Below are 12457 nucleotides of genomic sequence, written 5' to 3'. Positions count from 1 at the left end.
CCCAAACTTCACTCTTTCATTATCCGGACAATTTTATCGCTAAGGCAGCTTCGAACAAACCGGTTCATTGGCGCTTCTTCACCGGATTCGTAGAGCTCAAGCATTAACTCGTTAAACTCCAGCTGCCTTGACGCGGGTATATTAATCGCCGGATATCCGTTGTTCAGTAGATGGCCGTTCATCATGAATCGGCCCATCCGTTTGTTCGCATCGTAAAAAAACTGGCATCGGGCCATGGTCAGGAATATATGAATGGCCTGGTCGTAGATGTCGTTGATTTCATCCAGACTGTCTTTCATTTCATCGAATAGAGCCGGAAGCTTTTCCGCGGCCGGAGGTTCATAATCAGTGCCGGCTATGAGCACAGATCCTGAACGAAAGCACCCCCATTCCAGCGCCTCCTCTTTTGCAGCGATGGCATGCAGGCTTGTGGCACACTCTTTGGTCAGTTGGAACTGGCGTTCCCGGATCCTTTGAAACAGCGCTTTCCAGGTTTCACTCTGGTTGATGGCAATTTGCTGATCACTCAACTTGTGGCCGCCTACCGTAATGCCCTGCAGTAATGTTTGTATCTCCGGCAGCGTAAAGTTGAGGCCTTCCAGGCGCACGGCGTCATAGACAAAGACCGACACCTCTTTCTGCGCAATCATTAGTGCTCTACCCTGGTTAGGCGGCATTTGCCAGTAGGTGTCAGCAACTGCGGTCATATTGATTCCGGATCCGGTTTAAAGTGTATGCGACATTATAGCAGCGAGGTAAGGCGAATTCGGGGTCAGATGAAAATGGGGTCAGATGAAAAGTTCATCTGACCCCATTTTCATCTGACCCCAACTGTGAAGAGAGTCGCCCGCCCTCAGTCGGATATGCCGTACTTGGCCTTGAGCTGGCTTTTAAACTCAATCGAGCCGAGTGTTCTGCCGCTTTTTACCGTTTTCCGGATTTGATCTTTGAGAAAGTCTGGCATGGGCTTGGCAAACAGTTGGCGATAGCGCCGTTGGCGTTCGGATGGGTCTTTGCCGAGGGCCTGGTATAGCGGGTGGGGGCTGTGCATTTCACTGGTTTTTCCGAGCCCGTGGCACTGATAGCTTGACCACCAGTAATCTTCCGGGTTACGGACCATTCCTGCGCTGACCGGATTCATCTCAATGTAGCGCTGGCAGCCAAGCAGATAATTTTCTGAGTCAATCAGGCAGGATCGGAATCGCCCTTCCCAAAGGCCGCCGGTTCTGTCATGGCGCCGGTTGAAGTAGCGCACGTAACGCCGGCCAATTGACTGCATATAGTCTGACAGGCTTCTCTCTGTTGAAGGGGTTGCCAGCAGATGCACATGGTTTGTCATCAGTACCCAGCCATGCAGGGCGACACCGTGCTCTTCGGCATATTGCTCCATCAGACGACAGTAGAACGCAAAATCCACACGCCCTTTGAAGGTTGGCTGGCGGTTGTTTCCTCTTTGGATAACGTGTTGGGGAACGCCGGGAGGGCAAAATCTCGTGGTTCTGGGCATAACACCACATCCTTGTGATAGTTTGGTTGAGGCTGGAACCTTATCGTACGGCTACCCCGTCTACCATGACGCAGCGCACGAATTCGGGGGTCAGATGAAAATGGGGTCAGATGAAAAGTTCATCTGACCCCATTTTAAGACACCACTACGCGGTTCCTGCCTCCTTCTTTGGCGGCATACAGTGCCTCGTCCGCTTTCTGCATCCATTGCATATGGTTTTCCGGCTCGTCGGTTAACTGGGCAACGCCAATGCTGACGGTATAGCGAATCGGCGCTACGCTGGTTTCGACCACGCTCTGTTCAATGCTTTCCCGAATCCGCTCGCAGATAACCCGCGCCCCTTCGGCGTCGGTTTCCGGCAGTATGATGCCGAATTCTTCACCGCCGTAACGGCCGGCGCTGTCGGATTGGCGGATGTTGGCGCGGGTTATGCCAGCGGTGTGTCTGATCACTTCGTCGCCGGCCAGGTGGCCGTGGGTGTCGTTGACGGGTTTGAAGTGGTCTATGTCGAACATCACCAGGCTGGTGGTGTGGCCGTAGCGGCGGAAGCGTTCGAATTCAGCGTCTACCAGGTTTTCCCAGGTGCCGCGGTTGAGCAAGCCGGTGAGGCGGTCGGTCATGCTGAGTTTGGCCAACTGCTCGTTGGCGCGTTCCAGGGCGCGCTTGCTGCTGGCGATGTCGGTGACGTCGTACACCATCAGGCACACTTTCTCGACTTCGCCGGTTGTACCGGAGAGCGGGCTGATGGTGAGGTTCTGGAACATGTATTCTTCGGTACCGGTAATGGGCCGGGTGTTACGGAACCGGAACAGGTAAGGGCGTTGTTCCCAGGAGGTGAAGGCCCGGGTGTTCAGGAGGGCAACGGCATCTACCTTGCGGGCGAGCCAGGCTTTGGGGATGTCCGGGAATACATCGAACAGCACCTGGTTGCGGATTTTGTTGGCGGTGATGCCGCTGTGATTTTCCATGAAACCGTTCCAGGCCTGTACCCGGAAATCCAGATCAAGCACTACCAGGCCCACTTCCACGGATTCCAGCATGTCCACCAGCCAATGGAAGGAGTTGGCTTCTAAGTCGTTAATGGCCATCGGTCAGTCCACCAGGTATTGCAGGCGATCTTCGAGAAAAGGCACTGAATCCCCGGTGAGGAGGATCAGCATGTCGCATTCGATATCCCGGTCTTCCAGGGTGTAGCAGATTTCGATACACAGCAACTGTTCCTCCCGGCCGCTGTGGTGTTCCAGCAGTTCGGTAATTTGCCGGTGCTGGCCCAGTACGGTGGGGTGCCCCAGGCCGAGCTTCAGGTCCAACTGGTCGCCGATGCCTTTGAGGAAGGCACCGAACAGGATGCTGGACATGTCCATCAGTACTTCGACGTTGACGGCCTCGCCCTCGAGGTTTTCGTAGTGCAGCATCTCCGCCATGTCTCTGAAGCTGGCGTCTGCAAACAGCAGCAGTGCCTCACCGGCAATGCCGGCCCCGGTAAAGCCCTGGCATACGGCGGAGTAGGTGTCGCTGTTGCTGATTGAGGAAATCGCCATGTGCAGTTCCGAATTGGCGAGGAAAGCCACCTTGGGAATGGGTTGTTTCACAAATACCCTCAACAGGCGGGCCAGCAGATCCGAGGACCGGCCCATGGCCACGTTGGAGATTTCCTGCAGGTAGTCGTTCAGGGAAACGGAGATTTCCGGGGTGGCGCTGCCTGTATTCTTCAGGTTAGCGTCCTGCAGTGCGGCGTCTTCGAGGTCTCCGGGGCGGTAAACCCCGTAATCCACCAGCAGACTGAGCAGGATGCCCGTCTCGGTGGGCTTTTTGATGAAGTCGATGGCACCGAGTTTTTTTACCCGTTCCCGGGCTTCAGGCTGGATATCGCCGGAAACCACGATGGTCACGACCGGCAGGTCTTCCTTGCGGACCTGTTCCAGCACCTGGTAACCGTCCATTTCCGGCATGTTCAGATCCAGGAACATCAGCTCTGCCTCATGCCGTCGCAATTTCTCAAGTGCTTCCACGCCGTCTTTTGCGTAACTGACATCCCCCCTCAGCCCCTCTGGCAGGGCCCGGGCCATCTGCTTTCTGGCAAGGGCGGAATCGTCGCAGATCAGTATGCGGGTAGTCATTGAGGTGGCCGTTGGGGGTTGATTATCAGGTGAGAAAGTATACCAGCAGCAATTGTTATGTACAGGTTTGCTACAGCATTCGTAACGTTCGGTAAGAGGTTGTAAGTATATTAAACCAAAGGTTTTGTGACTGTATTCAAACTTGGCCGAGTATTACTGGATTTAAATGGCGATTGTGAACCTGCTCACTCTATTGGCCGGTCTGCCTTGTTTATAGTGTGTCGTCGGCAGATAAAATAATAATGGTTTTTCAGAGACCCAACTATATGAGACAGCAGGCGTATGGATACGCTGCCGTCACCCTGTTCTGCCTGGGTATTGCGCCCGTTGCCCAGGCCGAGCTGAAACCCATTTCAGACGAAACAATGGGTGAGGTGACCGGGCAGGGTTTTATTAAGATCGAGAACATACCGGGAGATCCCCACCAGTTCACGCGGATGACGCTGAGCATGGATGTGGAAACCCGGATGAATGTGGACGAGGTGAAAGCCGGTGAGATCGGCGGCGGAGTGGACTTCGCGGCGCAGCATGTGGCCCTGGGGCACATTGCCCGTAATGACGGCGTTCAGTATAACGGCCGCGCTTACAATGCCGGTGACACGGTGCCTTTCGAAGCGTTCCAGCCCTACATCGAGCTGGCGGAAGACCCGGCCGAGGGCAGGCTCTCCGGATTCCGCATGGGGTTCGGGCAGGCACGGGGATCTGTCTCTTCACTGACCAGCAGTTTCAGTGGTGATATCGGGCTCACGCTTGTTGATGATAGCGGTACCGAATTTGACGCCACACTATTTGACCAGAATTCCCAGGCCACCAACTATCGGGCCAGTTATATTGGCATAAACGATGGTTCGGCCGATTGCGCCCAGGGCATCAACTGTGCGCCTCTGGCCCAGTTGCAGTCACTGTTTGTGGGCCAGGAAAGCGCGGATGGCACGACGGGCTTCACCAGCGACTTCTTTATCGGCTTCCAGCGAGAGGGTGTTGAGTGGCAAAGCCCGGACGGCACGAACGTAATCAATGCCGGCAAGGGCGTGTTTATCAATCTGCCCACGAGCATGAAGGTGGATATGAGTCAGTTGATCAACCAGGGCGTGCCGCGATTGCAGACCCACCGGGAGGATATGGGTACCCGGCTGTTCTAGATGCTAAACTCCCGCCAGTTGGAACCCTATTTGGCAGGAGTTTAATCCCTTGATTCGCTCTTTTTACTGGCACGATTACGAAACCTTCGGTGTGGATCCGGTTCATGACAGGCCTTCCCAGTTTGCCGGAGTGCGGACGGACGCGGATCTGAATATCATCGAAGATCCGCTGGTTCTATACTGCAAGCCGGCGGACGATTACCTGCCAGCACCCGAAGCCTGCCTGATAACTGGCATTACCCCGCAGAAGGCACTGGAAAACGGGTTCCCTGAGGCGGAGTTCATCGCCCGGATCAACGAAGCCTTCAGCCAGCCCGGCACCTGTGTGGTGGGCTATAACAGCCTGCGTTTCGACGACGAAGTAACCCGCCACACCCTGTACCGGAACCTGCGCGATCCCTACGCCCGGGAATGGCAGAACGGCAATTCCCGCTGGGACATCATCGATATGGTGCGCCTGACCTATGCCCTGCGCCCGGAAGGCATCAACTGGCCCCGTAAGGAAGACGGCAGCCCCAGTTTCAAACTCGAGGCGCTGACGGCCACCAACGGGATCACCCATGAAGCCGCCCACGATGCCATGTCGGATGTGGAGGCGACGATTGCGTTGGCGAGGCTGATCAAGGAAAAGCAACCCAGGCTGTTTGATTTCGTGCTGCAGAACAAAGACAAGCACTCCGCCCGGGCCATGCTCGACACCGCCAACATGAAACCGGTTTTCCACATATCCGCCAAGTACCCGGCGACCCGTGGATGCTGTGCCCTGGTTGCTCCGGTGGCTGACCACCCCACCAACAAGAACCTGGTGATTGTGTACGACCTGCGGGAAGGCCCCGGCGAGCTGATCAACGCTACTCCTGAGCAGATTCGTGAGCGGGTGTTTACTTCCCGGGCGGAACTGGGGGAGGGCGTGAGCCGCTTTCCGCTGAAAGGCGTGCAGTTGAACAAATGCCCGGTGCTGGCGCCGGCGACCATGCTTTCCTCCCTTTCTCCGGAGCGGCTGGACGAACTGGAACTCGATGGCGATACCCTGCGGGCCAATCTGGCCATGCTGCGCAAGGCGCCGGACCTTCCGCGCAGGATTGCCGAAGCCTTTGACCAGCCCCACGAAAGCGACCTCACCGATCCGGACGAACAGCTTTACGCCGGCGGCTTTATCAGCAAGACCGACCGGGACAAGCTGAACCGGGTGCTGGAACAGCCGGTGGATACCCTGGGTGAGCTGGATGTGACTTTCGAGGATGATCGCCTGCAGGAACTGCTGTTCCGCTACCGGGCCAGAAATTACCCGGGCACCTTGATGGGTGAAGAGCTCGAGCGTTGGGAGGCGTTTCGTAGTCAACGGTTGATGCACCCGAAGAGGGGCTGGCGATCTTTCGAGGCCTACGCCCGGGAACTACAGCGCCTGGCGGCGGATCCGGAATTGACGCCGGAGAGGCGGCAGGTGCTGGAGGACTTGCATGTGTACGGGGAGTCTTTGATTCCCTATGTCTGAAGGTGGGGTCAGATGAAAACGGGGTCAGATGAAAAGTTCATCTGACCCCGTTTTCATCTGACCCCAATTTTATCTCTCAAAAAGCACGGTGATGTCATCGGCTGTCAGCGCCGAGGCAAAGCTGCCGGGTTTTCCATAGAGGCCGTCGGCCAGCCGGCTCTTGCGGGCCTGGAGGGCCTGGATGCGCTCCTCTACCGTTCCCTCGCTGATAAGGCGATACACGAATACCGGTTTGTCCTGGCCGATGCGCCAGGCGCGGTCGGTGGCTTGTTGCTCTACGGCTGGGTTCCACCAGGGGTCGTAATGAATCACGCAGTCGGCGGCGGTGAGGTTGAGGCCGGTGCCGCCGGCTTTCAGGCTGATCAGGAAAACCGGACTGTCTCCGTTCTGGAATCTTTTAACGGGGGTGGCACGGTCCCGGGTCTGGCCGGTGAGTTTTTCGTAACGGATGCCGGCAGACTCCAGCGCGGTTTCTATCAGTGCGAGCATGCTGGTGAACTGGGAAAACAGAATGATCCGCCGGCCCTCTTCCAGTAATTCGCAGATCATCTCCAGCAGGTACTCCATCTTGGCGGAACCGGCGTTACTTTCGCTGTTCAGCAGGGCCGGGTGGCAGCAGATCTGGCGGAGTTTGAGCAGGGCATCGAGAATTTCGATCTGGCTGCGGGCAGCACCTTTGCTGGCCAGGAGCTGGCGAATGCGTTTGTCCATGCTGGCGCGCACGGTTTCGTAGAGGTCCCGCTGTTCCCGGTTCAGTTCCACGTGGCGGATGATTTCTGTTTTCCGGGGCAGTTCCGGTGTTACCTGGTCTTTGGTGCGCCGCAGCATGAACGGGCGCACGCGGCGGCTGAGTTCGGCCTGGCGGCTGGCGTCACCGTTTTCTTCGATGGCCTTGCGGTAGTAGTCACGGAACGTCTTCTGGTCGCTCAGGTACCCGGGCAGGATCAGATCAAACAGGGCCCAGAGCTCGCCCAGGTGGTTTTCCATGGGGGTGCCGGTGAGGGCGATCCGGTTTTCCGCCGGCAGTTTGCGAGTGGCTTTGGCCAAAGCGGTAGCAGGATTCTTGAGGTATTGGGCTTCGTCAAAGAAGGCCAGGCTGTAGCCTTGCGCCTTATGCTGTTCGATATCCCGGGGTAGTAGTGGATAACTGGTAATCACCAGGTCGGCCCCGGGAATCTGTTCGAACAGTGGTTTGCGGTGGCTGCCGTGGAGGATCAGAAGTTTCAGCTCTGGTGCGAACTTTTTCGCTTCCGATTGCCAGTTCGCAATCAGGGTCGTTGGGCAGACTACCAGGGCAGGCGCTTTCAGCCGGCCGGCAGACTTCTCAACCTGAATGCACGCCAGGGTCTGCAGGGTTTTGCCCAGGCCCATGTCGTCTGCCAGTATGCCCCCGAGGCCAAATTCCCGCAGAAACTGCAGCCAGTTGAGGCCATCCTGCTGGTAATGGCGGAGCCGGGCATTGAGTTCGCTGGGCGGCAGTACGTCTTCCAGAGCCTGGAAGCTGGTCAGTTTTCTGCCCAGCGCCTTGAGTTCTTCACTGCTGTCCCAGTCGGCCCGGGTGCTGCCCATGACTTGCGCTGCGTCGAGTCGGGGTAGTCTGAACTTGCCGTTGGTTTCCTGTCCAAACAGGCTCAGGAGTGTTTGTACCAGTGGTTTGATCCGCTCGGAGGGGATTCGGATCAGGGTTTCGCCATTATGCAGCCAGAGGATCTCCGGCAGATCATCGGTACTCTCCTGATTGCCTTCGATGTGAACGGGAATGTATGCCAGAGCCTGGTGCAGCAGGGGGATCAGGTCTATTTTGGTGCCGTTGAAGTTTATGCCCAGCTCAACCTCAAACCAGCCCTGCGCGTCGTCGTCCGGGCGCAGGCTGCCCTGCAACTCGTCCGCCTCCACCACTGGCAGATCGAAGCTCTCATCCATTTCAATCTGCCAGCCTTCGGCGTGGAGCTGTGGTAACTGATAGGCGATGAAATCGAGCCAGGCTTTCCGGGTTGGCAGGGTAAAATCCAACAAGGCGGAACCGGGTAATTGGTTCAGGGCACGCTCGCCCTGTTCATCGGCAAGGATGCTGGCGAACTGGAAGCCGGGCAGGCCGTGGTGCAGGAAGCCGGCCTCCTGGTCTTTATCGCGGATGATCAGTACCGGGCCTTCCGATGCCTGCTGGAGAACCCGGGGCTGCTGCTCGGCATAGCCAACCTGATAGCCCTGGTAGCTAAACCGCAGGCGCGCAAGCAGCATGGGTACCTGCGCGCCGGGCGATGGATCATCCACGCTGTAAAGTTGCAAAATGGGCTGCGGGTCGGCTTTGATCATTTCCGGCGCCCTGAACGACTCGGGAAGCGGGGCGCGGGCTTGCTCCAGTAACGGTGTCAGATCCGGCAGGGCCTCCTGCAGCTGTTCTTCGGTTAAAGGCGGACATTGCTCCAGCAGGTCGCTGACTTCTGGCGAGAGCGCGCTGTGAACCGGCCCAATGCAGTGCGTTTCGGAATCCAGATACAGTGGCGGGTTGGTGTTGAGCACCGCGACCTGTGGTGGTAGCTCCCTTGGCACCAGCTGCCAGTGCCGGTCGCCTGGTAATTGCTGCCACTCGTAACCGGTCTTGATGGCATCCCCGGGCTGCAGTGGCGGATTGCTGGCGGACTCAAGGAACAGGCGCCCGGTTTTCATGGCGGTTTCCAGAAAATAAGCGCCGGTCGTTCCTTCCAGCAAGGGGTCGGAGCGGTAGGATGTGGGGGCGGCCTCCAGCCAGGTAAGCGGCGCGATATCGCTGTCCTGCAGGTATTTGGGGCGATCATATTCCAGTGTGGTCCGGCCCCAGACCGTGCTGACGGAACCCTGGGAGTAACCACCGGATTTACGGGCCCGGACCTTCCGAACCGAAACCGAAAGGCGCTTCAGGCTGGTGTACGCAGTGATGATGTACACCAGGCACTCGGGGCTGGCGGCCTTGGGAGCCGGATCCGCGGCTGAAGCAAGCCGCGCCAGCCAGGTTTCCGCCGTGTGTCCCGTTGCCCTGTTCCGGTGGCCCTCCGCCTTCTGCGCATCCACCTGCGACTGCTCGTAATTGGCCTGCAGGATAACCGCCGCGGCATGTTTACATTGAAAGCCCACAGGGCAACTGCAGTAGGTGTCGACCCTGTAGGGCGTGTAACGATCAAACCGTACCTCCGTACGGTAGGCCTGGTGCTGGCTGCCGATAACCTTCGCCCGCAACACCTGAATGCTCATGCCTTCGATATTGAGAGTCAGGTCCTGTACCCGGCTCTGGGCAAAATAGCGTTTGCCCCGCTGCAGGGTGTTGGTGTCGAAAATCTCGGTGAGGGTGTGGTTGTCGATCAGCATAATGTCGCGCTGTAGTGCAGAATCGGGAGGCACTACGCTAACCGAAAGCTGTGTGCGGCTCAATGCCCGGATTGGTGAAAGGCCGGCCGCAGTGCCGCGACGGCCGGCCTTTCACCTCATCTTCTGCGCTGGAAATAAACACTCAGATTCTGCCCCATCAGGCTCTGTACCTCACTTCCCAGCGCCTCCGCCTGAATCTGCTTCTGAACCGGCCCGGTCGCCAGGCTGTGGCCGTCGATATCCCGGGCCTTAACCAGCTTCCATTCCACTTCATTGCTGACCATCGCCATCAGTTCTTTTAACTGGGCGGTATCCTGGGGCCGGAACCATCTGTCCCGGCAGCCGCCGAGGCTGTAGAAATCGGCGTCGGCAGTCAGTTCCTGCCAGGTGGCATCCTTCCGGTTGGCCAGAACCATCCGGCGGAGTTGGCGCAGGGCCTGGCGGGTGGGTTGGAGCTTGTGCTCGCTGACCAGCTTGCGAATCTGTTTGTCACCGCTGGTTTGTTCGGCAACGGCCGTGTGTATGTGAACAACGGCACCGGAGCCGGTGGCTTCGTTAACGAGGGCTGCCAAAGAAAGAGTAGTCATCGCCGGTGAGGGCAGGCGGCCGACTTCAATCCAGTGCACCTGGTGGCCATCGGCCACGAAACGCTGGGCAATGGACCAGGGCCAGAACACGATGTTGTCCCGGCCCATGTCATTGGCCACGCGGGTGGCCTTGGCGATGTTAGCCAGGGATTCGTCCACCGCGATCACTTCCACATCGTCCAGGTAACTGGCCAACTCCATGGCGCGCTGGCCGGACTGGGCACCGCAGACCATGATGCGCAGGGTGGCCGGGAGGTTGTCGGTGGCCAGCCCCAGTTCTGTTGCCATCAGGGTTTTCAGGCTGCTTTCGGTGCGGTAGGCCAGCTGCGACCAGGCAGGCCATGCCTGGGGCACGTCGGTTTTGTCCAGGCAGAGCTCTTCGGCTTTCTCATCGAAGTTCTGCTTGATAGCCTCTTCTTGCGCCCTGTCGTAGTAGCTGGCGGCCAGGACCGGTTGCAGCGCCAGGGGCCAGTCCACCAGGTTCCACTGGCCAAGCTGGACGGCAAAGGTCTGGTGGAAGAGGGCGCCGTACATGGCGCTGATTATCAAAGAGCCAATCAGCGCATCCTGTTCCTCCCCAAGGGCAAACTGGGCCTGGAGGCTGTCGTTGATGGCGGCAACCAGGCGCTCTTCATCATCGTTAGCGGCCAGGGCATGGCCGGTTCTGTCCGCATACTCTGCAATGGCCAGGGCCAGGCGTTGTAGCTCATCCCGAAGTTCAACGGCTTGCGCGACTTCGGCAATAATGGCGCGGCGCAGCAGGGTAATCAGTTCTTCCACCGCCGGATTGGGCATCAGGGTTTTCCGGAGGGCAAGGATCAGCAGTTCATCCTCACTGGCGGCTTCCAGGAAAATCTGCGCGTTCGGATTATCCAGATCGTACTGCTGGTGAATGATCGCGCCGACAAACCTGCCCAGTTCCTGGTGCGGCAAACCCTCCCGCTGGAGCAGGGCAATGGCATCCCGGGCCAGGGCTGAATCCGCCTTGTTGACTTCCAGATGCTGGGCGCAGGTCAGCATGCCGCTGTACACAGACTCCCATTTGGCCCCGGTTTCCAGCAGCTTGCGGTAGTGCAGGTAGGCCACATCAAACTGGCCCAGCGAGCGTTTGGCATGGGCGATACCACAGAAAGCGGCGGCGGATTGCCGGTCGCAGTCCAGGGCCTGCAGGAAATACCGCTCCGCCAGCGCCGGGCGTTCGGTTTTCAGGGCCCAGTAACCCAGGTTGCAATACTGCTGTGCCTGCCCCGGCTGATGATCCAGGCTGGCGTTGAACAGCTTATGCGCCTTCTCAAACTGCCCGTCGTCTATCTCCACCCGCCCAAGCAGGCCCAGAGCGCCAGCGTTCGTCGGCTCAAGAGCCAGCGCCTCGTTCAGATACCCCCGGCATTCCTGCCGCGACTTCAGCCGCCGGATATGGCTGACGCCGTTGCTGTTGGATTCCCCGTAGGCAAGGTTGGCCTGCAGAAGCAGGCGGGCAACCTGGGCCTGTTGGGTTTGGGATACCGGAACTTGATGCTTGGCTTGCATGGGACACCTCGTAATACCAGCCGCAATGGGAAGCGGCAAAGGTCTGCAGTTTTTTGACGGATTGCCGGGGTTTGGGAGAGGTGCTGCGAAAGGTGTGCCAGTTTGGCAATATGGTGGCAGTGAGATTGGTTTTCGAAACATCTTGGGGCTGATCAAGAATTATTGTATCGTGTACATACAGATGTAAATACAAGGATGTGTAATGCGTTTTGAATGGGATGAGGCGAAGAATGCCCAAAACATCCGCAAGCATGGAATCGACTTCATGGATGCCGTCGATATTTTCAATCACCCGATGCTGACATCTATTGATGATCGGTATGCCTATGATGAAGAACGTTGGGTCGCTGTGGGTTTAATGCGACAGTTTATAGGGGTGATTGTATACGTGGAGAGATGCGGAGACGTTGTCCGGATTATTTCAGCTCGGAAAGCAACCCGGCGAGAGGTGAGGCTTTATGAACAGAACATCTAAAACAGACTGGCAGCGAATGGCTGAACAGGATGACAAACGGATCGACACCAGTGATATACCAGAACTGGATGAGACCTTCTTTGAAAAGGCCGAACTGCGAGTGCCGGCGAAGCAGCCTGTAACGCTTCGGATAGACGAGGATGTGCTGGTCTGGTTCAAAGCTCAGGGAAAGGGGTATCAAACGAGGATCAATAAGTTGCTGAGGCAATATATGGAAAATCAGGTTCACAGGCGCTGAATGTTGCAAACCAGCGCC

10 protein-coding genes are annotated in these 12457 nt (G+C 57.7%); 4 read left to right on the top strand and 6 right to left on the bottom strand.

Annotated features, from left to right (window positions below; translation table 11 throughout):
- Positions 1-8 precede the first annotated feature (8 nt).
- The 4 genes from QPL96_RS02695 to QPL96_RS02680 all read right to left on the bottom strand — a co-directional run bounded on the left by QPL96_RS02695 (position 9) and on the right by QPL96_RS02680 (position 3627).
- Positions 9-707, bottom strand: coding sequence for a Fic family protein (locus tag QPL96_RS02695; protein WP_303285408.1), 699 nt, complete (start codon positions 705-707; stop codon positions 9-11).
- 146 nt (positions 708-853) lie between these two features.
- A complete protein-coding gene (locus tag QPL96_RS02690) occupies positions 854-1507 on the bottom strand; it encodes a transposase (protein WP_303285407.1) in 654 nt (217 codons plus the stop codon).
- Between the two features lie 134 nt (positions 1508-1641).
- Positions 1642-2595, bottom strand: a complete 954-nt coding sequence (locus QPL96_RS02685) for a sensor domain-containing diguanylate cyclase (protein ID WP_303285406.1) — start codon at positions 2593-2595, stop codon at positions 1642-1644.
- A 3-nt stretch (positions 2596-2598) separates the two neighbouring features.
- Positions 2599-3627, bottom strand: a complete 1029-nt coding sequence (locus QPL96_RS02680) for a response regulator (protein WP_303285404.1) — start codon at positions 3625-3627, stop codon at positions 2599-2601.
- A 670-nt stretch (positions 3628-4297) separates the two neighbouring features.
- On the opposite strand from QPL96_RS02680, the gene QPL96_RS19420 reads away from it, so the two are divergent.
- Positions 4298-4363 (top strand): hypothetical protein, encoded by a 66-nt coding sequence (locus tag QPL96_RS19420; protein ID WP_368388901.1) that lies wholly within the window; start codon positions 4298-4300, stop codon positions 4361-4363.
- Positions 4364-4818: 455 nt separating this feature from the next.
- Positions 4819-6264, top strand: coding sequence for an exodeoxyribonuclease I (sbcB, locus tag QPL96_RS02670; RefSeq protein ID WP_303285402.1), 1446 nt, complete (start codon positions 4819-4821; stop codon positions 6262-6264).
- A 69-nt stretch (positions 6265-6333) separates the two neighbouring features.
- On the opposite strand, the gene QPL96_RS02665 is transcribed toward sbcB, so the two are convergent.
- Together QPL96_RS02665 and QPL96_RS02660 are read right to left on the bottom strand one after the other, a co-directional pair.
- Positions 6334-9642 (bottom strand): DEAD/DEAH box helicase, encoded by a 3309-nt coding sequence (locus tag QPL96_RS02665; protein ID WP_303285401.1) that lies wholly within the window; start codon positions 9640-9642, stop codon positions 6334-6336.
- A gap of 83 nt (positions 9643-9725) precedes the next feature.
- The gene (locus QPL96_RS02660; protein ID WP_303285399.1) at positions 9726-11726 is read right to left on the bottom strand and encodes a hypothetical protein; all 2001 of its coding nucleotides are present in this window, start codon (positions 11724-11726) and stop codon (positions 9726-9728) included.
- 202 nt (positions 11727-11928) lie between these two features.
- On the opposite strand from QPL96_RS02660, the gene QPL96_RS02655 reads away from it, so the two are divergent.
- Both QPL96_RS02655 and QPL96_RS02650 read left to right on the top strand, forming a co-directional pair.
- Positions 11929-12201: a BrnT family toxin gene (locus QPL96_RS02655; RefSeq protein WP_303285398.1), complete on the top strand. Its 273-nt coding sequence runs from the start codon at positions 11929-11931 to the stop codon at positions 12199-12201.
- A complete protein-coding gene (locus tag QPL96_RS02650) occupies positions 12185-12439 on the top strand; it encodes a BrnA antitoxin family protein (protein WP_303285397.1) in 255 nt (84 codons plus the stop codon). The genes QPL96_RS02655 and QPL96_RS02650 overlap by 17 nt, the downstream gene beginning before the upstream one ends.
- Positions 12440-12457 lie beyond the last annotated feature (18 nt).

It is taken from the genome of Marinobacter sp. SS8-8 (genome assembly GCF_030540945.1).
GTDB lineage: Bacteria > Pseudomonadota > Gammaproteobacteria > Pseudomonadales > Oleiphilaceae > Marinobacter.
Note: the sequence above shows the minus strand (reverse complement) of the source record. Positions and strands in the feature narration are given on the sequence as shown.

Bases quoted from the DNA above. Each gene is read 5' to 3' on its own strand.
- QPL96_RS02695 (WP_303285408.1), bottom strand. From the start codon at position 707: ATGACCGCAGTTGCTGACACCTACTGGCAAATGCCGCCTAACCAGGGT.
- QPL96_RS02690 (WP_303285407.1), bottom strand. From the start codon at position 1,507: ATGCCCAGAACCACGAGATTTTGCCCTCCCGGCGTTCCCCAACACGTT.
- QPL96_RS02685 (WP_303285406.1), bottom strand. From the start codon at position 2,595: ATGGCCATTAACGACTTAGAAGCCAACTCCTTCCATTGGCTGGTGGAC.
- QPL96_RS02680 (WP_303285404.1), bottom strand. From the start codon at position 3,627: ATGACTACCCGCATACTGATCTGCGACGATTCCGCCCTTGCCAGAAAG.
- QPL96_RS02660 (WP_303285399.1), bottom strand. From the start codon at position 11,726: ATGCAAGCCAAGCATCAAGTTCCGGTATCCCAAACCCAACAGGCCCAG.
- QPL96_RS02655 (WP_303285398.1), top strand. From the start codon at position 11,929: ATGCGTTTTGAATGGGATGAGGCGAAGAATGCCCAAAACATCCGCAAG.
- QPL96_RS02650 (WP_303285397.1), top strand. From the start codon at position 12,185: ATGAACAGAACATCTAAAACAGACTGGCAGCGAATGGCTGAACAGGAT.